This is a genomic window from Zhongshania guokunii, from assembly GCF_040892635.1.
GTDB lineage: Bacteria > Pseudomonadota > Gammaproteobacteria > Pseudomonadales > Spongiibacteraceae > Spongiibacter > Spongiibacter guokunii.
Map to the genome: position 1 here is coordinate 69,057 of NZ_JBFRYA010000017.1, position 22,877 is coordinate 91,933.

General features: G+C 50.0%; 18 protein-coding genes and 1 pseudogene. 16 read left to right on the top strand and 3 right to left on the bottom strand.

The window, feature by feature from the left end; all coding sequences use genetic code 11:
• Positions 1-31 precede the first annotated feature (31 nt).
• The 9 genes from nusA to AB4876_RS16395 all read left to right on the top strand — a co-directional run bounded on the left by nusA (position 32) and on the right by AB4876_RS16395 (position 11,858).
• Positions 32-1,534, top strand: a complete 1,503-nt coding sequence (gene nusA, locus AB4876_RS16355; RefSeq protein ID WP_368382820.1) for a transcription termination factor NusA — start codon at positions 32-34, stop codon at positions 1,532-1,534.
• Between the two features lie 30 nt (positions 1,535-1,564).
• Positions 1,565-4,420, top strand: a complete 2,856-nt coding sequence (gene infB, locus AB4876_RS16360; protein ID WP_368382821.1) for a translation initiation factor IF-2 — start codon at positions 1,565-1,567, stop codon at positions 4,418-4,420.
• A 28-nt stretch (positions 4,421-4,448) separates the two neighbouring features.
• Positions 4,449-4,835, top strand: coding sequence for a 30S ribosome-binding factor RbfA (gene rbfA / locus AB4876_RS16365; RefSeq protein ID WP_301029181.1), 387 nt, complete (start codon positions 4,449-4,451; stop codon positions 4,833-4,835).
• Positions 4,836-4,837: 2 nt separating this feature from the next.
• The gene (truB, locus tag AB4876_RS16370) at positions 4,838-5,767 is read left to right on the top strand and encodes a tRNA pseudouridine(55) synthase TruB (RefSeq protein ID WP_368382822.1); all 930 of its coding nucleotides are present in this window, start codon (positions 4,838-4,840) and stop codon (positions 5,765-5,767) included.
• Positions 5,768-5,918: 151 nt separating this feature from the next.
• Positions 5,919-6,188, top strand: coding sequence for a 30S ribosomal protein S15 (gene rpsO, locus AB4876_RS16375; RefSeq protein ID WP_008250520.1), 270 nt, complete (start codon positions 5,919-5,921; stop codon positions 6,186-6,188).
• 73 nt (positions 6,189-6,261) lie between these two features.
• Positions 6,262-8,388, top strand: coding sequence for a polyribonucleotide nucleotidyltransferase (pnp, locus tag AB4876_RS16380; protein ID WP_368382823.1), 2,127 nt, complete (start codon positions 6,262-6,264; stop codon positions 8,386-8,388).
• 167 nt (positions 8,389-8,555) lie between these two features.
• Positions 8,556-9,038 carry a DUF3015 domain-containing protein gene (locus AB4876_RS16385; protein WP_368382824.1) on the top strand — a complete coding sequence of 161 codons (483 nt, stop codon included), beginning with the start codon at positions 8,556-8,558 and terminating at the stop codon, positions 9,036-9,038.
• 61 nt (positions 9,039-9,099) lie between these two features.
• Positions 9,100-10,941 (top strand): Lnb N-terminal periplasmic domain-containing protein, encoded by a 1,842-nt coding sequence (locus AB4876_RS16390; protein ID WP_368382825.1) that lies wholly within the window; start codon positions 9,100-9,102, stop codon positions 10,939-10,941.
• The gene (locus tag AB4876_RS16395) at positions 10,923-11,858 is read left to right on the top strand and encodes an alpha/beta hydrolase (RefSeq protein ID WP_368382826.1); all 936 of its coding nucleotides are present in this window, start codon (positions 10,923-10,925) and stop codon (positions 11,856-11,858) included. Before AB4876_RS16390 ends, AB4876_RS16395 begins: the two co-directional genes overlap by 19 nt.
• Here AB4876_RS16395 and AB4876_RS16400 read toward each other — a convergent pair.
• Positions 11,855-12,337, bottom strand: a complete 483-nt coding sequence (locus tag AB4876_RS16400; protein ID WP_368382827.1) for an FKBP-type peptidyl-prolyl cis-trans isomerase — start codon at positions 12,335-12,337, stop codon at positions 11,855-11,857. The two genes, AB4876_RS16395 and AB4876_RS16400, sit on opposite strands and share 4 nt — an antisense overlap.
• Positions 12,338-12,448: 111 nt before the next feature.
• Here AB4876_RS16400 and AB4876_RS16405 point away from each other — a divergent pair, with 111 nt between their 5' ends.
• Positions 12,449-12,631, top strand: a complete 183-nt coding sequence (locus tag AB4876_RS16405) for a hypothetical protein (RefSeq protein ID WP_368382828.1) — start codon at positions 12,449-12,451, stop codon at positions 12,629-12,631.
• A gap of 22 nt (positions 12,632-12,653) precedes the next feature.
• On the opposite strand, the gene AB4876_RS16410 is transcribed toward AB4876_RS16405, so the two are convergent.
• A complete protein-coding gene (locus tag AB4876_RS16410) occupies positions 12,654-12,869 on the bottom strand; it encodes a GGDEF domain-containing protein (protein WP_368382838.1) in 216 nt (71 codons plus the stop codon).
• Positions 12,870-13,024: 155 nt separating this feature from the next.
• On the opposite strand from AB4876_RS16410, the pseudogene AB4876_RS16415 reads away from it, so the two are divergent.
• The 6 genes and pseudogenes from AB4876_RS16415 to AB4876_RS16440 all read left to right on the top strand — a co-directional run.
• A pseudogene (locus AB4876_RS16415) lies at positions 13,025-13,405 on the top strand (ISL3 family transposase); the annotation flags it as partial.
• A gap of 406 nt (positions 13,406-13,811) precedes the next feature.
• Complete coding sequence (locus AB4876_RS16420; protein WP_368382829.1) at positions 13,812-14,339, top strand: hypothetical protein; 528 nt, start codon at positions 13,812-13,814, stop codon at positions 14,337-14,339.
• Positions 14,340-14,603: 264 nt separating this feature from the next.
• Positions 14,604-15,221 carry a DUF6088 family protein gene (locus AB4876_RS16425; protein WP_368382830.1) on the top strand — a complete coding sequence of 206 codons (618 nt, stop codon included), beginning with the start codon at positions 14,604-14,606 and terminating at the stop codon, positions 15,219-15,221.
• Positions 15,221-16,261: a nucleotidyl transferase AbiEii/AbiGii toxin family protein gene (locus AB4876_RS16430; RefSeq protein ID WP_368382831.1), complete on the top strand. Its 1,041-nt coding sequence runs from the start codon at positions 15,221-15,223 to the stop codon at positions 16,259-16,261. Before AB4876_RS16425 ends, AB4876_RS16430 begins: the two co-directional genes overlap by 1 nt.
• Positions 16,262-16,361: 100 nt before the next feature.
• Positions 16,362-18,842, top strand: a complete 2,481-nt coding sequence (locus AB4876_RS16435) for a site-specific integrase (RefSeq protein ID WP_368382832.1) — start codon at positions 16,362-16,364, stop codon at positions 18,840-18,842.
• A 28-nt stretch (positions 18,843-18,870) separates the two neighbouring features.
• Positions 18,871-22,071, top strand: coding sequence for a site-specific integrase (locus AB4876_RS16440; protein ID WP_368382833.1), 3,201 nt, complete (start codon positions 18,871-18,873; stop codon positions 22,069-22,071).
• Between the two features lie 94 nt (positions 22,072-22,165).
• On the opposite strand, the gene AB4876_RS16445 is transcribed toward AB4876_RS16440, so the two are convergent.
• Positions 22,166-22,753, bottom strand: coding sequence for a metallophosphoesterase (locus AB4876_RS16445; RefSeq protein WP_368382834.1), 588 nt, complete (start codon positions 22,751-22,753; stop codon positions 22,166-22,168).
• Positions 22,754-22,877 lie beyond the last annotated feature (124 nt).

A 22,877-nucleotide genomic window follows, 5' to 3' on the forward strand; every position in this document is an offset into this window, starting at 1 on the left:
TTCAATAGCCGGCTGCGGAAAGAGGCGGATAATGAGTAAAGAAATATTATTGGTAGTTGAGGCCGTCTCCAACGAGAAGGGTGTGTCTAAGACCATTATTTTCGAGGCAATTGAGCAGGCCTTGGCGACAGCAGCGAAAAAACGCTACGACGAAGACTCTGATATCCGTGTGGTGATTGACCGTACTACTGGGGATTACCAAACATTTCGGAGCTGGCTGGTTATGCCAGACGACGAGATGGCTTTGCTTGGCACTCACTTGACCTTAGAAGAGGCGCATGAATATAACGTCGATCTTAAGGCGGGCGATGTTCATGAAGAAATCGTTGAAAACGTTGGCTTTGGTCGTATCGCTGCGCAAACTGCTAAGCAGGTAATTGTGCAGAAAGTACGTGAAGCTGAGCGTGCGCAGATTGTTGATGAATATAAAGATCGCGTTGGTGAGCTTATCAACGGCACGGTTAAGAAAGTTACCCGCGACAGTATTATTGTTGACTTGGGTGGCAATGCCGAGGCCTTGTTGCCACGGGAAGAATTGGTTGGTCGCGAAGTGTTTCGTATCAACGACCGAGTGCGTGCGATTTTAGCTGATGTGCGCCCTGAAGCTCGTGGCCCGCAGTTGTTCTTGAGCCGTGCCTGCCCAGAGATGTTGATTGAGCTCTTCAAAATTGAAGTGCCTGAAGTCTCTGAGGAAGTCATTGAAATTCGCGCTGCGGCACGTGATCCAGGTTCGCGCGCTAAGATTGCCGTGAAAACTAATGACGGTCGTATCGATCCCGTTGGTGCCTGCGTAGGTATGCGCGGTTCGCGGGTGCAGGCCGTTTCCGGCGAGCTTGGTAACGAGCGCGTAGACATAATTTTGTGGGACGACAACCCAGCACAGCTAGTCATTAACGCCATGGCTCCCGCTGAAGTCGAATCGATTGTGGTCGACGAAGACACCCATACTATGGATGTCGGTGTAGCCGATGACAATTTGGCGCAGGCGATTGGTCGTGCAGGACAGAATGTTCGTCTTGCTGGTCAGCTTACAGGCTGGACAATCAATGTGATGAGCGTTGAGGAAATGTCTGCCAAGCACGAGCAAGAATCTGGGCATATTATTAGTTATTTTGTTGAAGCCCTAGATGTTGGTGAAGACATTGCAGAAGTTTTGGTAGAGGAAGGTTTTACCACGCTTGAAGAGGTGGCCTATGTTCCTTTAGAAGAAATGATGTCAATTGATGGCTTTGATGAAGATTTGGCCCAAGAGCTACGGGCGAGAGCAAAAGATGCGCTGTTAACGCAAGCAATTGCCAGCGAAGAAGTATTGGAAAGTGCTGAGCCGGCTGAAGACTTGTTGACGATGGACGGGATGGAAAAACATCTTGCGTTCATTCTTGCCAGCCGCGGCGTAGTAACGATGGAAGATCTGGCTGAACAGGCTGTTGAAGATCTTCTCGACATTGAAGATATGACTAAAGAACGGGCCGGAGAGTTAATTATGACTGCTCGTGCTCCGTGGTTTGCAGACGAAGAAGAATCTGCAAAATAAGCGAGTCGTACCGTTTTGGGAGAAAGATGAATGGCTGAAGTTACCGTGAGCCAGCTAGCAGAAGTCGTTGGCGCACCTGTCGAGCGTCTGCTGCGACAAATGAAAGAAGCGGGCCTGTCACACAGCGCTGCTCAACAAGCTGTGTCCGATGAAGACAAGCAAACCCTGCTGACTTTCTTAAAGCGGAGCCACGGAGAATCAGCCGAGGCTCCACAGCAAATTACGTTAAAGCGTAAAACCCTGAGCACCCTGAAAACTGGGTCTGGCGCAGGTAAGAAAACAGTTAATATCGAAGTTCGTAAAAAACGGACTTACGTGAAGCGTGATCCGGCAGAGATGGCGGCGGAAGCGGCAGCTGAAGAAGCGCGTTTGCGCGGAGACGCCGAGCCAGCTGCAGTGGCCGATGAAGTTGCGCCGGCGGTGGAAGTTGCTCCTGTAGTTGCTGAGCCTGTTGTTGCTGAAACGCCAGTAAAAGAAGCGCCGGTCGAGCCGAAGGTTGAGGAAGCAGTTGCAGAAGTAGCAGTGCCTGAGCCAGCGCCTGAGAAGAAAGAAGCTGAGCCGGTTAAGGCCGAGGAGCCTGCAGCGGTAGAAAAACCTGCGGTGGAGAAATCTGTGCCTGCCGAGCCGGTTGCGGAAGTGGCTAAGCCTGCCAATAAAACCGACGAATACCGTGAAGTAGTCGAAAACGTATTAGACGTTGACCCCGAAGTGCTTCGTCAGCGCGCTATTTTACGTCGTAAGGCGGAAGAAGAGCGTGTTAAGGAGCGCCGCGCGGCGGTTGTTGCCGAGAAGAAACGCGAAGAAGAGCAGCGTAAGGCGGCACGTGTTAAAGCCGCCGCTGCGCCAAGTAAGGCTGCGCCGCAATCCCAAGACGCCGCGCCGGCTTCAGCGCCTGCAGCGACTGAAAAAGGTGATGATAAGCCCGCGCCGCGTCACCATCGTCGCGCTGCTGCAGCACCTGCCGCAGCTGGTGATGACGATCGTCCACGTCGTAAAGGCGGTAAATCTCGCGGCAATAAGCGCGATGACTTTGATGGCAGCTTTGCTGGCGGACGCCGTAAGAAGAAAACGCTTAAATTGCCTGATGACGCTCAGCGCCACGCCTTTAACGCGCCGACTGATAAAATTGTCTACGCGGTTAATGTGGGTGAAACCACTACTGCTGCCGAACTTGCTACGCAAATGAAGGTGAAGGCTGCAGAAGTTATTAAGGAAATGATCAAAATGGGCATGATGGTTACCATCAATCAGCCTATTGATCAGGACACTGCTCAGCTAGTTGTTGAGGAGATGGGCCATACTGTTAAGTTGGTTTCAGAAGATGCTGTAGAAGAAGCGCTGGAAGAGACGCTTGGCGCTCGCGGTGCTGGCACCATGGTCGCTCGCGCGCCAGTGGTTACCGTTATGGGTCACGTTGACCACGGTAAGACCTCGCTGCTCGATTATATTCGTAAGGCCAAAGTGGCTAGCGGTGAAGCTGGTGGTATAACCCAGCACATCGGTGCCTACCACGTAGAAACTGGCCACGGCATGATCACTTTCTTAGATACCCCTGGTCACGCGGCGTTTACGCAAATGCGTGCTCGCGGAGCTAAGAGTACTGATATTGTTATTCTGGTTGTGGCTGCGGACGACGGCGTAATGCCGCAGACCGAAGAAGCGATTACTCATGCAAAAGCCGCGGGTGTTCCGTTGGTTGTTGCAGTGAATAAAATGGATAAAGAGGGTGCAGACCCTGAGCGAGTTAAAAACGAACTCTCACAGCGCAATGTTATTTCTGAAGAGTGGGGCGGCGATACCCAGTTTGTATATGTTTCTGCTCACTCTGGTGAAGGTATTGATAAGCTCCTCGATGCGATATTGTTGCAAGCAGAATTGCTTGAGCTAAAAGCAGCACCAGATTTACCGGCGCAGGGCTTGGTTATCGAATCGCGCTTGGATAAAGGCCGCGGTGCAGTTGCATCCTTGCTGATCCAGAGCGGTACCTTGAAGCAGGGCGATATCGTTTTGGCTGGTCAATGTAGCGGCCGGGTTCGTGCCATGACCGACGAAAACGGTAAGCCAGTAAAAGAAGCTGGTCCGTCAATTCCGGTTGAAATTCTTGGTCTCGACGGTACGCCAGACGCCGGCGATAGCTTTGTAGTGGTCGAAAATGACAAGCGTGCCCGCGAAGTTGCTGACTTCCGTCAGGTTCGTGAGCGTGAGCAGCGTATTAAACGCCAGCAAGCGGCCAAGCTAGATCGTATGTTTGAAAGCATGGAATCTGCTGAGCGCCGTATTTTGAATATCGTCTTAAAAACCGATGTACGCGGCTCGCTAGAAGCGCTACAGGCCTCGTTGCTCGATATTGGTAACGAAGAAGTTAACGTTAATATTGTTTCTGCTGGTGTTGGTGGTATAACCGAGACCGACGTAAACCTGGCGCTGACCTCTGGTGCGGTAATGTTCGGCTTTAACGTGCGCGCCGATTCTAGCGCTCGTAAATTGGCCGAGAACGAAGGCGTTGATCTGCGCTACTACAGCGTAATCTACGATGTTATCGACGACGTAACCGCTGCTCTGACCGGTATGCTTAGCCCAGAAATGCGCGAAGAAATCGTTGGTGTTGCCGAAGTGCGCGACGTATTCCGCTCACCTAAGTTTGGCGATATCGCTGGCTGTATGGTGGTTGAGGGCACGGTTTACCGTAGCAAGCGCATCCGTGTTCTGCGCGCCGACGTAGTAATTTACGAAGGCGAGCTCGAGTCATTGCGCCGCTTTAAAGATGATGCCGCCGAAGTTAAGAATGGTATGGAATGCGGTATCGGTGTGAAGAACTACAAAGACGTACGCCCCGGTGACAAGATCGAGGTTTATGAAGTGAAGGAAATCGCGCGTAGCCTGTAATGGGCCGCGCAATGGGGTATAAGCTCAATTGAAAGAATTTAGTCGCACGGCACGTATAGCGGATTTCCTAAAGCGCGAACTGGGTAGTTTTATTCAGAAAGAGCTGCGGGACCCGCGTCTTGGTATGGTGAGCGTGATTGATGCAGAAGTCAGTCGCGACATGAGTCACGCCAAAATATACGTCACAGTAATGGGTAAAGACTCGGCCGAAGAGGCCAAAGAGTCTTTGGACGTGCTAAACAAGGCTGCGGGATTTTTACGCAGCCAAGTGGCTAAAATCAATAATGCGCGAACTACCCCGCAGCTGCGTTTTTACTACGACAGCAGTATTAATCGTGGTCAACACATCAGTAAATTGATTCAGGATGCGGTCGCGTCAGACCGCAGCCGTTACCCGGAAGATGACGGGGAATAGTTTTGGCAAAAGCTCGTAAAGGGCGACCGATTAACGGCATTTTAGTGCTGGATAAACCCCCTGGTCGTTCTTCAAATGGTGCGATGGTTGTCGCCCGCGCTATCTACCACGCTACTAAAGCCGGTCACACCGGCGCCCTCGATCCTTTGGCCACTGGCGTTTTGCCGGTGTGTTTTGGCGAGGCCACCAAATTTTCTCAGTACTTACTTGAAGCGGATAAAGAATATCGCAGCACCTTTGTGTTTGGTCAGCAGACCGATACCGGTGATTCCGAAGGTGAAGTGCTGGCCGAGAAAGACGCCTCAAGCTTAACCGTCGAGCAACTCGAAGCCCATATCGACACCTTGCGCGGCGATATCTTACAAGTGCCACCGATGTATTCGGCGCTTAAGCGCGACGGCAAGCCTTTGTATGAGCTGGCGCGTAAAGGTATAACCGTTGAGCGTGAAGCGCGGCCCGTGACAATTCGTGAATTTGAGCTAGAGTCATTTACTGCTGGGCCATTGGCGCTGGCGGTGGTGCGGGTGGTTTGCACTAAGGGTACTTATATTCGCTCCCTCGCCGAAGACTTGGGCGAGGCGCTGGGAGTCGGTGGCCATGTTGCGACCCTGCGGCGTTTGCAGGCGGGACCGTTTTGCGAGGCTCAGGCGGTTGCTACCGAGACAATTCAAGCTCTGCGCGATGCGGGTGATTTTGCCGGATTAGACGCCTTGCTGCTGCCCATTAGTGATGCGCTTGGTCATATGAACACGCTCAGCCTTGGCGATACTGCGGCTTATTATTTGCGCCAAGGTCAGGCGGTGCAGGTATCTGGCGCGCCTACCGAAGGGTTGGTAGTGCTCAGCGACAATGACGGCGAATTCATGGGAATTGGTGAAATTTTAGACGATGGGCGAGTTACGCCTCGTCGTTTGCTTTCAACTATGGGATAATGCGCGGCTGATTTTGCGAAGCTGACACAAAAATAGCTCACGCAATAGGAAAATGAAGCTTTGAGTTGATTCTGGGCTTCCGAACCTGACTGTAAATATGCGCGGTCAGGCTCGATTGATAAACGCATATTCGTACTTAAGGAATGTAAAAATGGCATTATCTGCTGTCGAGAAAGCTGAAGTTGTTAAAGACTACCAAACCGCCGAAGGCGACACTGGTTCACCAGAAGTGCAAGTTGCACTGCTGACCGTCAACATTAACAAGCTACAAGGTCACTTCGAAGGCCACAAAAAAGATCACCACTCACGTCGTGGTTTGATCCGTATGGTTAACCAGCGTCGTAAATTGCTGGATTACCTCAAGCGTAAAAACCAAGAGCGTTACAGCAAACTGATCAAGCGTTTAGGTCTGCGTCGCTAAAAAAGAATAAGTGAGGGGGCCTTAGAGGCCCCCTTATTACTTTTATCATCCTTATTTTGGGAGGAATTACTCCGTGAATCCCGTTACTAAAACATTCCAGTGGGGCAGCCAAACTGTCACCTTGGAAACCGGTCGTATAGCCAGACAGGCTAGCGGTGCGGTATTGGTTACTATCGATCAAACTCAAGTTTTGTGTACTGTGGTTGCAGCTAAATCTGCTAAGCCGGGTCAAGACTTCTTCCCGCTGTCTGTGCACTATCAAGAGCGCACTTACGCTGTGGGTAAGATCCCCGGTGGTTTCTTTAAGCGCGAAGCTCGCCCCTCTGAAAAAGAGACGCTGACTTCACGTTTGATCGACCGCCCGATTCGCCCGCTGTTTCCTAAAGGTTTCCAGAACGAAGTTCAGGTTATCTGTACGGTTATGTCTGCAGACAAAGTAAACGATCCAGATATCGCTGCGCTGATTGGTACTTCTGCGGCACTCGCTATCTCTGGCGTACCATTTGCTGGCCCCGTTGGCGCAGCCCGCGTTGGCTTTACCGCTGAAGATGGTTATATCCTCAACCCCACGTTTGAGCAGCTGAAAACCAGCATGTTGGACATGGTTGTTGCAGGTACTCAAGACGCAGTACTTATGGTTGAGTCAGAGGCTAAGCAGCTGACTGAAGACCAAATGTTGGGCGGCGTGCTTTACGCTCACCAAGAAATGCAGGCTGTTATCCAAGCGATTAAAGAGCTTGCCGCAGATGCAGCTAAGCCCACTTGGGACTGGCAGCCAGTAGCAGAAAACACTGCTTTATTGGGCGCTGTCGCCGAAGGCTTTAAAGCTGGTTTGGGCGACGCCTACCGCATTACTGATAAAATGCTGCGTTACGCCAAAGTTGGTGAACTGCGCGACCAGGCAATTGCTGCGCTGGCCAGCGGCGAAGACGCGCTGTACTCAGCTGATGACGTAAAAGGTGTTTTTGCTAAGCTGGAAAAACAAATTGTTCGTCAGCGTATTTTGAACGGCGAGCCGCGTATTGATGGCCGTGACGGCCGCACTGTACGTCCAATTAATGTTGAAGTTGGCGTATTGGGCAAAGCTCACGGTTCTGCATTGTTTACTCGCGGTGAAACTCAGGCGATTGGTGTGGCAACATTGGGCACGTCTCGCGACGGCCAGTTTGTTGACGCATTGCAGGGTGAGTTTAAAGATCACTTCCTGTTGCACTATAACTTCCCTCCCTACTCAGTAGGCGAGTGCGGTCGTATGGGCAGCACTGGTCGTCGTGAAATCGGTCACGGCCGTTTGGCGCGTCGCAGCTTAGAAGCAGTATTGCCGAGCGTTGAAGAATTCCCGTACACCATTCGCGTTGTATCAGAGATTACTGAATCTAACGGCTCAAGCTCCATGGCTTCGGTGTGTGTTGGCAGCTTGTCCTTGATGGATGCCGGTGTGCCGTTAAAAGCACCTGTTGCTGGTATCGCGATGGGTCTGGTTAAAGAAGGCGAGCGTTTCGCTGTTCTTACCGACATCCTCGGCGACGAAGATCACCTTGGCGATATGGACTTTAAAGTAGCGGGTACTGCCGACGGCGTAACTGCACTGCAGATGGACATCAAGATCGAGGGTATTACCCAGAAGATCATGGAAGTCGCTCTGGAGCAGGCTCAGCAAGCTCGTTTGTTGATTCTTGGTCAAATGAACCAGATCTTGGCGAGTTCGCGCAGCGACGTTTCTGACAACGCGCCAAGCATGCACGTGATGAAAGTCGACTCTGACAAAATCCGTGACATCATAGGTAAAGGCGGCGCCACTATTCGCAGCATGTGCGAAGAGACTGGTGCGCAGATTGATATCGAAGATGACGGTACGGTTCGGGTTTACGGCTCTGACGCTGCCTCGCGCGACGACGCAGTTAACCGCATTTTGGCAATTACTGCTGAAGCGGAGATTGGTGCAATCTATACGGGTAAAGTTGCTCGTATCGTAGACTTTGGTGCCTTTGTGACTATTCTGCCAGGTAAAGACGGCCTTGTGCATATCTCTCAGATTTCTGACGAGCGTGTCGAGAACGTTAGCGATTACCTAACGGAAGGCCAAGACGTACAGGTTAAAGTCCTAGACGTTGACGCCCGTGGTCGTATCAAGTTGTCGATCAAAGAAGTTGCGGCAGAAGCTGCAGCGGAGCAAGCAGGCGAAGCCGCTGCTGAATAAGCGCTGTTTACTTGTTTGAAAAAAACCCCGCTTTAGCGGGGTTTTTTTTGTCTCAATATTTTTAAATTTTAGAATTTAGCGCGCTGAAGTAGCGCTAGACAGCATCGCAGACTGTGTTAATCTCCGGATGCGGTATAAAAACTTAAAAACAACAAAGGGGATTTTGAATGAAAAAATTACTACTGGCCTCGGCGGTAATGGCTTTTTCTAGTGCTTCGTTTGCAGTAGCGCCGGGTGGTCCTAATTGCGGCTGGGGCAATATGTTGTTTGCTGGTCAATCTGGTTTGCCCTCACACTTGGTTGCGTCGATCACCAACGGTACATCGGGTAATAATACTTTTGGTATGACCTTGGGGACCAACGGTTGTTCAGCAGACGGCACATTGACTTACGGCGGTAAGAAAATGATTAACGTTGGCGCCATCATGGATGAGTTTTCTGAAGACGTAGCGCGTGGCGACGGCGAGGCATTAACTGCTGTTGCCGTTTCACTGGGTATTAGTGCAGAAGATCGTCCGGTGTTTAAAGCGGCAATGCATCAGCACTTTGACAGCCTGTTTCCACAGGGTGATGTCAGCGCCGATGCGGTAGTTGCATCAATGCTTGAGATTATGAAAAGCGATCAGCGTTTAGCGAAATACGCTGCATAAAATTTCTTTTCATTGAATCGATAACGGTCCCTAGGGGCCGTTTTTTTATACAAGGAAATTTATGGCGCGTTCACTCGTCGCGATATTTGCGCTGTTATTTAGCACTGGCTCTCATGCTTTAGAAGCTGCGTCAGCGCGGGATTTGGCTGCTTTGGCACAGAGTAGCGCATGGCGCGCCTTGCTGCATATTCCAAGGGGAGAGGCCGGACGCAGCTATATCGACGATCCTCGGTTTTTCTTGGCAGATAATGGTCTCCAAGATCGCGGGGCAGAATTAAGCGCGACATTAGCTGCTTTCGCGCAGGCGCCGGAGGCAACCGCGTGCCGCTTTCCCGCGCGCTATGGGTGGTTGCAGCAGCAGGGCTTGCTGTCTGGTAATCTTCTGGTCAATTGTGAGGATTATCAGCAGTGGCGGGCACAGACCGATATCCAGCGCGTGGTGCTGGTGCTGGCCGCCAGTTATTTAAATAGTCCGTCCTCTATGTATGGTCATACTTTTTTGCGGTTAGATCCCGCTGGGGCGCGCAGCGAAAGTGCATTTTTATCCTATGCCTTAAACTTTGCGGCAAGCATCCCCGCTGGAGAAAATGGCATGTTATACGCTTACCGGGGGATTCTTGGTGGCTACCCAGGCTTATTTAGCATGCAGCCATATTACGAAAAAATTCAGGAGTATAGTCGCTTAGAAAACCGCGATATGTGGGAGTACCCCTTAGAATTAAATGCCGCGCAAATCGATACTCTGTTGGCTCACACCTGGGAATTGCGGGGAATTAATTTTGATTATTATTATTTTGATGAAAACTGTTCTTTTCGTTTGCTCGAGTTGTTAGAGGTCGCATTGCCGGACTTAGATTTAACGTCTGTCTTTGTTCGCGCCGCAATGCCGGTCGATACCGTGCGCGCGGTGATCGATGCGGGTTTGGCGAGTGAACCAGAGTACCGAGCGTCAAAACGCATTGAGCTAGAGTTGCTGTTACACGGTTTTGATCGTGCTCAGCGTCGCTTGGTGAGGGGCTTGGCGGCGAGCTCGGATGTGTTGCAAAGCGCGGAATTTAAGCGCTATGCAAAAACCCAGCGCCAAACGATGGCGATGGCCGCCTACCGCTATCTGCGGTATACCGATAATCGCGAGCAGCGTAGTGCGGAAGTCGCTGCGCGCAGTCTTGCATTACTGCGTGAGGTTCGGCGTTACGGCGCCGTGCAATGGCCCCTTCCTAAACCTCCCGCTCAGCCAGATTTAGGCCACCCAACATCAATACTGGCGCTGAGTATGGGTTCCCGAGGCGATCGCCAATACAGTATTGGCGAATGGCGAATCAGTTATCACGACGCGCTAGATTCGAAAGTTGGTTATCCAGAGGGTGCGACGCTTAGTATGGGTCGTTTGCAATTGCGCTGGCAGGAAGCGGAAGGGCGGAGTGATAACAAGCTGCAATTGCAGCGCTTTGATCCCATCGCGATTCGCTCCTTGGCGCCCCGCAATGAATTTTTCTCGCCCCTGAGTTGGCAGATCGACGCAGGCTTAGAGCGTTTAGACGATAGCCCAGAGCAAAGTTTGGTAACGCGGGTTAGCGGCGGCGCAGGCATGAGTGTCGCGGTATTGGGCGGGCTGGCGTACGCGCTACCGGGGCTGCGTTTAGAATACAACGACGATGCTCGGCGTAATTTGCGTTTGGCGCCGCAAATTGCCTTTGGCCAGTTGTGGCAGGGTGATGTCTTGGCTTGGGAATTAGCATTCACCTATAGTGATTTTGGCGCAGAAGGCGAGCGTCGTAGCGCTGCGCTAAGCAGCAATTGGGCTTTGTCGTCTAGCCAGGCACTGCGGGCGTCAGTGGATTACCGCAATCAGCCTTGGGGCGAATCTACGGGTGTAGAGGTGTCATGGCGCCATTATTTTTGAGGTTGAATCAAATCGCGAGCTTGGTTTGTCTGCGAGGCTGGCGCGGTCTTCCTTCGCTGGTGCCGATAATTCTAATATTATGCGGCTGTGAGGGGTTGTTGTTCTTTCCCCAGCAGCAATTACTGCGTAGCCCCGCCGATGTTGGTCTGAGCTATCAGGAGGCGAGTATTGCCCTTGATGGCGGCGATACCGTTCACGGCTGGTGGCTCCCTGCTGCAGGCAATGCGCAGGCCACAGTACTTTTTGCCCATGGCAACGCCGAAAATATTAGCACCCATCTCGCTAGCGTTTATTGGCTGCCCGCACGGGGTGTAAATGTGCTGCTAATAGATTACCGGGGCTACGGCAAATCTATCGGCAGTCCCAGCGTTGTGAATGCTCAGTTAGATGTAGTTGCGGGTCTGGCGTGGCTGGCAGGTCAGGCTAGCGAGCGCGATACGCCGTGGTTTGTATTGGGGCAAAGTTTAGGTGCGAGTGTGGCAGGGGTTGCTGTAGCGCGCAGCGGAAATAAATATCCCAATATGGCGGGACTGGTATTGGATGCGGGCTTTAGTCGTTACGGTGACATCGCCCAAGAAATAGCGGCTGGGAATTGGCTAACTTGGTCATTTCAGTGTTTTGCGCGCTGGGGAATGCCAGACGGCCAAGATTTGATTGATGAGCTTGCTGCAATAGCGCCTCTGCCCCTGTTAATAATCCACGGTCGCCAAGACCCCGTTGTGCCCTATGCTCACGCCGCAGCCCTGTATAAGGCCGCGCAGCAGCCGCGTCGTTTGCTGAGCTACGACGGCGGCCATATCGAAACCTTTAATCAGGCCGCGAGCGCCGTTCAAAACCGTGAGCAGCTTATGGATTTCATTAGCGCGGCGGGTGAGGATTGGCGCTTAAACCGCCAATTAAAACGCGACTCTCTTTAATGCTGGTGGCCGCCCTCGCCGTGGGCGTGACGGTGGCGAATCTCTTCGTCGGTAGCGTCGCGAATATCCTTGATCAATACCTTAAAGCTCAAGATTTGACCTGCGAGTGGGTGGTTGAGGTCGACGTCTACTGAGAACTTACCCACTTTTACCACCGTAGCTTGGCGCATACCTTTATCGGTATTAAAACTGATCGCTTGGCCGGGCTTCATCTTGCCCTCGTGCTTAAGGTATTTGGCCGGAATGCGCTCCTGCTTGTTGGGTTCAACGTGGCCGTAGGCATCTTCTGGTGCGAGAGTAACCTCAAACTCGTCGCCAATCTTGTGGCCAGCCATCGCTGTTTCTAAGCCACTGATGATATTGTCGGCGCCGTGCATATACAGCGACGGGGTATCGTTAAAATTGTTTTCTAATACCTTGCCCTGGCTGTCGCTGAGCTCATAGTGAAAAGACACTACCTTATTCTTGCTGATTTCCATGCTTTCTCCTCGCCGCCGTCGGATATCGTGCAGCTATCTTAAGGCGCGTATAGTAATCTTGAATTTCATTTAGTGGTAGGTTTGCGGGGCTGAATCTAATGGAGAAATACAATGGGTGAGGTCATCCCCTTTGCACGGCGCCCGAAGGGGCCAAAAGCAGTGAGCAGTCTATGTCGCGAAGGGCATCACAAATGGCAGGTTGATAAAGTTAAGCAGTTTGATGTGAAGCAGGGCAAGCTCGTGACTGTTTATCGCTGTGAGCGCTGTGGGCAGAAGAAAATAACGGCGCATTGACGTTGGTTGATTCTGAGCGAACTTAGTCTAGCTCAAGATTTTCGTAATGCAAAATGGCGTTCCGTCCAGATGATTTTGCCGCATACAGGGCGATATCCGCTTCTTTAAAACAATGGCTGACGTCAGTATTGGCCAAATCTTCGGCATGCTCCTTGGTGGTTATGCCGCAGGAGAAAGTCACGGGGGCATTGTTTTGGCCTGGGTGGGTAATCGATAGCGCGTTAAATGCTTCGCGTATCTTTAATAAAAGTAATTCTGATCTTGTTGGCTCGTCAGGCTTTACTGGTTCGGACTATTTTTATCACTGCTGTAATCGTGGCGTGGTGACCGAAGGTCATAGAGTCGTTTGCTTGGGGTGGGTCTAAATTCAAAAGTGTCACGGAAAACGTCACGGAGCAGCACGCCAACCTTATGCACTATTTGGCTGATTACCCTGTGCTGCAAGCACTGTATGTGGCCAAACAACGGTTGATCCGGTTTGTGCTGCTCAAGACCCTGACGCGCAAGAAAGCCAGCATCAAGTTGCCGGTATTTATGAGATTGCTTGATGAGCTCGCTGAGAGCCCGCTACGAGCGCTAGCTAACACATTGCGCTCATGGTTGAAGCCCATTGTGGCCATGTGGCGATTTAGTAAAAGTAATGGAATAACGGAGGGCTTCCACAACAAAATGGAAATGATGACACGACGAGCGTATGGTTTTAGAAACTTTGAAAATTACAGGATAAGAGTGCTGGCCCATTGTGGATGGGACGGTGTGATTAACAGGGTTTAATGAGTGCCATCCCCCGTTAATGGGGTAGAGCCGGTCCAAAACCGACAGGCGAAAAAAAACGGCAAGCCAGTAAGTAACTGATTTGCCGTTCTTTAAAGTGGTAGCGGGGGCAGGATTCGAACCTACGACCTTCGGGTTATGAGGCTGATAATAATAAATATCATCATGTGCCACTAACCGCAAATATACGTGTTAAATATAATAAAAACAATAGTTTATTATCACTTACCGGATACCAAGAACATCAAATAAGACCATTTATGGTCACACAAAAGTGTCACAAAAATAATACTTGAATTTACACCATTTTTTCTAAATCATGACGGTAAGGCTATCTTTAGCTACATCGCTACATCGCTACATCGCTACATCGCTACATCGCTACATCGCTACAGGCTTGGCATTAATGAACATAACCGTTTCGCAGCTCTACCTACCCTCCGGCCCGCTGTCACTAATTGAGAGTGCCGCTCGAGAACTGAGCAGCAAGCTACCCCCGCCAGTGTGGCTTGATGGGGCGCTACTCAGCCAACTGCTTGCTGCACAACCAATCCGAGCACAGAAGATCAAAAGACACTTCTGCGTGGTGGGAGGATTCCGCACATACCATCTCGCCATAGCAATGATCCCCCCAAGCAAGACCATACCGATTGAGGTGGTAACGGAGGGTGAGAGGCAGCTTGTCGAGGCTGCATTAGCCGCACTACTTGCACACGTACTGGATGGGCAGCAAGGAGAAATATCTGCGAGGCGATTTGCGTATAACACTTTGCGGCGCATGGCGCTGGATCTAAGGGCATACCCAAAGATAAAAACCCCTAGAGTCCTATCCCCCCGAGACCTCAGGGCGGCCCTCAATATTATGCCGCACGAAACAAAAACCCCCAGAGCCCGCCTATCCGACTACGGCAAGCTCATGAGAGCACGGAAGTAAGTGGCACTGTTTTTGATGCGCCACGTAATATAGGGCACATTGTCGTGGTGGAGTGCCTTCCTTTAAGACATTAATTTATATACGGTTTGCCAGATTCCTGAGCGCATTGTGTTTTCAGGGCGCCGGATATAGCTCAAATACTTAAATGTTACTATATAGTATCTTGTGACTAAAATTATCCTGACATAAATACTCTGGTATAGTCCTATATTAGTAGGATACAATAAAACCACATATAAATTTTATGTCAGGAGAATGGTTACCATGTCAGTGGCAATGAAAGTCGCCCTGCGAATCGGTCACATTAAACGAGGCGTGCCCTTTTCCATTACGAGGTTTTACGCGCTGGGCAGTCACACGTCTGTACAAAAAGCGTTCAGTCGGCTTACTAAAGACGGTGTGTTGGAAAGGGTCTCGAAAGGGTTTTATGTTCGTCCGAAACCAATGGTGAGTATGCCCTCGATAAAAATCACCACTAGCGCTGAAAATGTTGCTAAAGCTTGGGCTAGAGAGCATGGCTATAAACTGGTTAGCCAAGGACAGGAGGCCGCTTACCGTTTGGGCTTTCAGTCACAGGCACCCATGAAAAAGGTGTATTGGAGCAATGGTCCTTCACGGGAGTTTCGTGTTGGTAATCAGGCGGTTGAGATTCGACGTATTTCTAGCCAGAAGTTGCGCTGGCAAAACGCTCCGGAAGGGGCGTTGCTACGAGGGCTTTTGGTCACCCCTCCTGAATCAATCGAAGTATTTGAGCTGGAGCAGGCCATGAGGCGGCTTTCTCTGACTCCGACAGAAGAGAGATTGGCCGTCAAAAAGCTTTGCGCTTTGCCATTGCTTAATGGCTGGCAAGCCAAGCTCGAGCAGCTTGGGCAGGTTAACTAATGCACATCCTTGAGTGCTACCAGCACCCTGATACGCGAAAGGAGCTAGAGGAATTATTGTCACTGGGAGCGCAGCAGCACCCAGATGGTTTGCCTGACTTTTTCCTAGAAAAAGATCTCTGGGTCACAGAAATACTCCGATTGCTGTACGACGAGAAACTGCTGGGGGAATTTGCTGTTGCGTTCAAGGGCGGGACAGCGCTGAGTAAATGCTGGAAAGCAATAGATCGCTTTTCCGAGGATATCGATTTATCAATCCACTGGGCCGATTTGGCGGGCATCGAAGACGAAGCCGCCGCTTGGGATCGAACCACACGCAACCCCAGCCAGCAGAAAAAGTTTAGGCAGCGTCAAGCCGACCGCCTTACCGACTGGTCTCGAGAGTTTGTTCAGCGCCTAAATCAGCGGCTTGCCGCATATAATATTGAGGGGCTTGGGGCGTCGCTATTGCCCGACTCCAATGGAGAGAAAATCGAAGTCCATTTTCCCCGCGTGACCCCTAGTGATAGCCAGTATCATTTAGACTATGTGCTCCTAGAGTTCGGCGGTCGGAATCGTGGCCAGCCCACGGTTATTCATACGGTAGATTGCTACTTGTCTGAAGTTCAAGCGCTATCTGCGCTGACCTTTCCTCAGGCTAAGGTGCATGCTTATCACCCGTCCTTCATTCTCTGGGAAAAGCTAACGGCGCTTCACCAATTTTCCATGATGGAAAAAGAGCCGAATACACATCGCCTTGCTAGGCATTGGTATGACGTTGACTGCATGTTACAAAAATCAATAGCGAACCCGTTCACCAGCGGTGACGCCCGAGATGCAGTAATTGAAATGAAAAAGCAGCGTTGGGCCGAGAAGGGCGTCGATTATGAGCAGGCGCGCACGGGCGGATTGAAGCTTATTCCGGCAGCCAGACGCCTGGCTGGCATTGCCAAAGATCACGAGGATGCTATTCAAGGGCGGATGTTTTTGCAGCATCCTGACAGCTTTCAAGCGATCATTGAACGCATATCAAAGGCGCAGGACGCTATTAATGAATTGTAAAAGTCTGCGTACTTCATCACTCATGCTTAACTAAATCAAAAACTTGGGAGTGTAGTCGCAGCAACGAGCCCCTAACGATATCGAGTGGAGCAATAGTTAGATGAGTGAAGCCAATAGCATTTCTCGTTTAGCGCTTGAAACACAAATTGACGAGCAGCGCCTGAAATTATTGTTCGACACCTTGCATGCTCCGGCGTCCCTAACAAGGCTTAGACTCGTGCTCTTCAATCTGAAGGCTGCATTACAGGTAGGTCAGGCGCTCCGCTCTTTTCTATTTGGTAGTCTTGATGCCGAGATATTTTCGATTGATGACATAGATCGATTATTAATTGTGCTCGAGCCAAGGGAGAACTCCGGCTTTACGCCGGACTCTCAGTGGATAGACGAGTCGGCTGAATCCCGAGGGATTATAAAGGAGCACCCAGAATGGGCGATGCTGATAATCGGCCGTTCAAATCCTATTCGACAACAGAACTATATAAAGCATCTTTATATAGTTCTGTTTTGCGCAATTTTACAGCGCAAACGTCACGATAATCTGGGCTCGGAAATTGATGTTGGGTGCTTGGTTATGCGCAAACTCGCAACGGGTAAAACGCCGGCATCGTACCTATTTGAGGTATCGGACAGCTGGTCTCTTTACGATTACTTGCAGGCGCTGAAAGCGCTCCCTGAAGAAGTTTTTCCTAGCTGGTCCGGTGTCGAGCTCCTCGTCCGAAAAATTGACGAGAAATTGGGTAAGACCCGCTTTGTATCTGGTCGAAAGGCCGAGGGTAGCGTTGTCGAGCGTGTTGAGCGAGGTGATGTCGATGATCCAAATCCTGAAGGCCCAGTATCGGAACTACACATTTATCAGTCTCAAACCGATCCTGAAACGAAAAATCGAGCGCGTGCATCGGGATTGCATCCAGCTGAAGTGGAGGATCTGCGGGCAGTGGGCGTTCGCTATTCCAGCGTCAGCCCTACCGCCAATTTCGATCTCCGAGATCATGCACGGCGGCAATCGAGTCAGATTCAGCACCTGAGTAGTTTGAATCAGCGCCTGCCTTTTCGCTATCAGCAATTAACTAAGACTGAATTGGCCGTTGTCGCTGCGCTCCCAATGGAGCTTATTCAAAGTGCGCGGCCCAAGAAAACTGTGGAAGGAGATACGAACGGTTCCGTTGAGTCTCAGTACAATGAGTACGTTGCCGGGCTTATCCAATTGCTATTGTGGTTGGGGCGGCCGCTGAAACAGCTACTTGGGATGCGTATTTACCGTCAGTTGGATGAGCTGCCAAAAGCGGTCGAGGCCCTTGCTTACGTGTTGGAAGACGACGTGTTTGTGTTGCCGATACGTTCACCGGAGTGGAAACGCAAATTGAGCGAGAATGATCGCTATTTACTTGAGCACATCGGCGGGGCGTCACAGGCTTCATCAGAGCATCGTATCATGGTGTCCAGCCCTATTCGTTTTCGGCGAATGATTCAGTTCATTGAAGAAAAATATGGTGAATTAGGAACTGGGCGCGCGAGGTACCTCTTTCCCCCGAGGCTACACGGTGCTCTTGAGGTTCGATTAAGCACGGAACTGTCAAAGTGTAATCGCCAAAAAGATGTGCGTCTCACGCCACTCAGAATCAGCCAAGCCTTATTTGATGAAATCACGATGTTCTCGACTGATTGGGTGGATGCATCATTACTGACTGGGCATGTGTTTACGATTACCGAGGTTGCCTCCCATTACTACACCATAAGCGGGGATGATCTGGAGGTTTTATACCACGCGGCGGTGGATTCTTTGAGGAACCGGCTTGCGCCATATTTGGGGTTAGATATTCGGAGCCTTTATGATTTTGAGCAAACTCTCCCGAATGAGGCAGATCACGGTAGTAAACTTAATGTGACGCCCCAGTTAGTAAAAACACTGGTTCAGCATTTCAAACATGAGCTCGCTATGGCAAAGAGGCGGGAGCCAGGGGTAACAGCTGTTCACAATGCGTTAACTACATACATTTCATTCTGGGTGCTATTTTGTACGGGCTATCGTGCAGTCAATGACTTGATATTCAGAATTCAGGAGATAGATTGGGCGTCCGGTTTACTTGTTATCTCTGATAAGGATGACGACTACCAATCCAGTTCACGGATTGTGTGGTTGCCCCCTAAACTTTTGCAACAGATTGACCTCTATATGAAGCACTTAGAGGTGATGCAGACAAAGCTACTTTCTAGTACACAGGCTTGGCATCACGTTCATCAATTGCTCCGAGAGCCTACAGAAGATATTCCTCTTTTGTTTTTCATTCGAGAGGATAACGCCATTCAGCGCCTTACACCGGAAAGCCTTCGAGAACAGATTGAGGAATACACTCTTCCGATTAATATTGGGCGCCACTACCTGCGACCGAGACTCCGCGCCCTTGGCTGCCACGCAGAGTACGTCAATGCCTATTTGGGCCATTGGCAAATTGGTCAGGAACCGTTTGGTCGATACTCTTCCATGAGCCCTTTAGAAATGTTTTCCCAGATATCACCTTTCCTAGAAAACCTGCGCCTTGAGGCGGGGTGGACGCCGCAGTCTGGGTTCGCCAGTGCCTGAGGCTACGATATTTTGGTCTGGGTGGAAGTTGATCGAACCCGAGCAAGCGACAGGTGGTGCAGCCGCACGAACGTATAATCGATTAAAGAGTAAGCGCCGCCGGCAAGAGCAAGTGCTTGAGATGATTGCTGATGACCTCCCAACGCTTCTATGCGGCGATTTGGATGTGGTTGTCCCTGATCCTCTGGTTGAAAAATGGGTGTCAGTTATTAATAAAAAGGAGGGAAGCTCAATATATGATGTGCGGGACCAGATGAATTTTCTGGCGTCTAGCCTTGAAAGGGGCGCGCAGCAGTTGGGCTGGAAAGTCAGCCCGCTGTCGCCGATTCGTCTCCTGAGGCGAGAGGCCAGTCCGTTTACAGTGGACTCGTTCTCAAATCTGAGTGAATTCCGAATTTGGCAGGCGGATATTGAGTCACGACTCAAGCTTCTTGATTTTGGCGGTGAGCGCCAAAACGAGGCTCTGACGAGAGGACGCAATGCTGAGCATACAAGCTGGGGCCTAGTGTTATACAGCGCAGTAACACGCGATGCCATGCTGAACAAAAAATACCTCAACAGCCTCCCGTTGTTTATCGATACCCTGTGTCTGGGTAAGGGGATGGCTTGGATTACGTTTTTTGATCAGGACGAGCAGGAAGAAAAAGACGTGGCCAATTCAATTCGGTGGCGGTGGATTATCAGTCCTTCAAGTCTTGCGCTGCTGCTTCGGCATATTAGTTCATTTGGTCATCCAAGAATCAAAAATGCTGTAGAAGCTCAGCGATATACACAGCAGTCGTGGCAGGCTATGTGTAAGTTGTTTGGTGTTGAGAGTAAGAGTTTGTCAAACGTGGTTTCAATGCTTGGAACTGCTTTTGCATTTCAGCTCCCATCTTATCTGGTGGGTAGCTTACGTGGTCGGCACGTGAGTACATCGCTTCCGGAGCGCCGCTGGAGGCAGTTACTATTAGGGGGGCGGAATCTCCTGGCTGATTCCGAGGAAGGGCCTAGCGCTGCAATAGAACTTGGTGCTAAACGAATTACAATAAATCCAGATTTCGACAAAATCAGCAGCCTGCACAATAGCGCAGATATCTTAAAATCTTTAAGCGGTGCGGTTTACAAGCGACGTAATGAACGGCGCTTATCTCATAGTGAGCTAACCCAAAGATTGAGTAGTATAGAGGCGGAAGCTGCCGCTGCTGCGCCAATTATTCATGTAATCAGTCTATGGACTATTCAGTTGCATAGGGAGAAACTCAAACCCAGTACTATCTATCGCTATCTTAGTGCTATAGCTCGCTCACTATTTCTAACCGTTGGCGGAAGTGCCGTCAAACCGGAGCACGCGCTCGAATTAAGTAAAGCCTACGATGAAATTATTGAGCAAGCGAAAACTCAAAAATCAAAGCGATATCGTCAGGTGGTACTTGCTCGATTTCATCGGTTTCTTGTTCTGGAGTGCGATTTCCCAGCAGTAAATATTGGTAGTAACGATACTGGATTAATCACGGGGAACTCGGACGCCAATATTATATCGGAAAAAGAATATGAGCTAATTTGCGCCGCCATTCTTTCTCCAGGCCACTCCAGTTTAATCCGGATCTGTTATTGGATATTCGTTCTCGGCTATCGCGCTGGACTCCGCATTAGTGAAGCGCTTTCTGTACAGTTAGCGGATATCATAATGCCTGATTCTAGCTTTGATGGCGCTGAACTCGTCCTGATTGTGAGGCAAAATGCCTTTGTAGATACCAAAGCCTACGATTCTCGTCGACTTCTGCCGCTTCACCTATTACTGACAGAGCCAGAACTAGTTGCGTTCAGGGAGTTCTGCCAGTTCCGGCGCGCAACTAATGCAAACAGGAGGACGATGCTGTTCCGGGAGGGCCGCGATGAATCGGCACCACTTATGGATAACATTGTTCACCCCATTATCCATGGGGCTATGAGGGCGGTGACGGGAGATCAAAAACTCCGTTTCCAACATCTACGCCATACTTTCGCTAACAACCTCCTTATGGCCTACCATGGCGTGGTACCACCTTGGCCGCATCCGCAGCACCTCGAGAAAATCATCGGGGAACTAAATGCGACCTATACTCGAACTGGGCTGTATTTTATTTCACAGCTTACCGGCCATCAGTCGCCATACACGACGCTAACCGATTATCTGCATTGCATTGAATTATTGCAGCAACATTATTGTAATTTGCCGGTTGAGTGGGGGGCGGGTCCAAGTGGAGTAGTTCCTCCTGAAAAACAGTTAGACGCCTTTCTTGGTATTCTTAATATTAAACAGTCACGCATTCGGAAGTGGAAAGAGCGCTACGGTAATGACTGTGGTGAATGGCTTCTTAGGGCTTTTCCAAAAGTAATGGTTGGTCGTCTTTCTCAAGATACAGTAGCGCTATATGGTGCGCCTAGAATACAAATTTCGGAGTTTAGAACGCTCGACCGGCTTAGCTTGAGTGAGGTGGAAGCAATTGTATTCGCCGAAAGGAAAGCGCCAGATGAGCTTGATCGGGTTTTTCGGCTGGAAAGCGGATCATGTGAAAAACTGTTAGCTTCCTATAGTAATTTTCTCTACATCCCTAGTAAAAACAAAAAGAATGATTTCAGGCATACACGGCCATCTGTGTATGCTGAAGATAAAAAGAAACATTTTAAAGATAACAAAATACACAGGGCTCTAATTCCACTTTCACCGCCTAGGTCGCATGCACATAAAAAAATATCTGAGGCGGTGTTTTCGAAGATATTTCAGGATTTTGATCCGGGCGACGATTCAATGATAATACATGAACATCTGCGGATATTTCATAACGGACATCGCGCGCGTGACGGCTATATCTATATCCGAAATGCTGCGAGCGGTATCGGTTTTATTAAATGGCTGTTATCTCTTTATCATGGATATCACGTTTCCGTAAACGTTACAGGTGCATCTCTGTCTGATGTTCCGATAAAAGAACAAATTCTGTATTGGGAAAAGGGGCTTTTGAACTACACGAAAAGAACTGAAGTGCGGCTAGAAAAAGAAGGCAAAATAAAGCGCCATCGTTATGGCACGGCATTCATAAAAATTAGAGCTTCAACTATCAAAACACAAAAAATTAGTACTGAAGTAGACAATAGCTGGGCTGTACGTTATGCGTTGTTGATGGCTTGCGTCATTATAGCGTCGATTAGAAATAGCAAGGCGAGGATAATTCCGGCCAGTAAATCTGTTTTAGGTCAGGGGTGACGGTCATACATTTTCTGCAGTGTAGTGTAGAATGTTTAACTGACTGTATTCCATTTTGCAGTCAAAAATTTTAGTAATGTGTCGCGCTCGCAATTCATATTTCCACGATTAGGCTCTCGTCGAAATCGGGATTTAGCCAGTCCGGGCTATAACCCCGTGGGTTGCATGCGACACGTGTACTCCCAACGTTGTAATTATAGCTGTTGTGCACATGCCCATGTACCCATACATCTATGTTATGGCTTTCAATCATTGCATCCAGATGGGAGGCGTAGGCGGCGCTGGTGAGTTCCTCTGAAAGATTTGGCGCAATTGACCTTGCTGACGGCGCATGATGGGTGACCACAACATTTTGCTTAGTTGAGCTGGACGAGAGCTTGTCGCTTAGCCAATCCAATGACCGGTTATGAATGGCCGTCATACTTATGGGGTTGAGCTTCGAGTATCCTGGCTCAACACGGATCTTCTTGAAATCAGACATTTCCTGCTGGCAGAAATACCCCGCCAGACGCGGGTCGCCAAATAACTTTAGGTCAGTCCAAAGGGTACAGCCAAAGAATGAGACACCATCGATTTCGACGTGGTCGTTCTCCAGCAGGTGAACATTTGTTCCCTCGACTAACTTCTTTCCCTTTGTCACGAGACTGGGGTATTTCTCGCCGTAGTATTCATGATTGCCCATCACTGAATAGCCCCCAAAACTTTAGACCACTCCGTTATTCAATTTGAAACGGTCTTCATACTGCCTTGGTGACAGCAATCCGTTTGTACCATGCTTGCGTGTCGAGTTGTAAAACATTTCGATG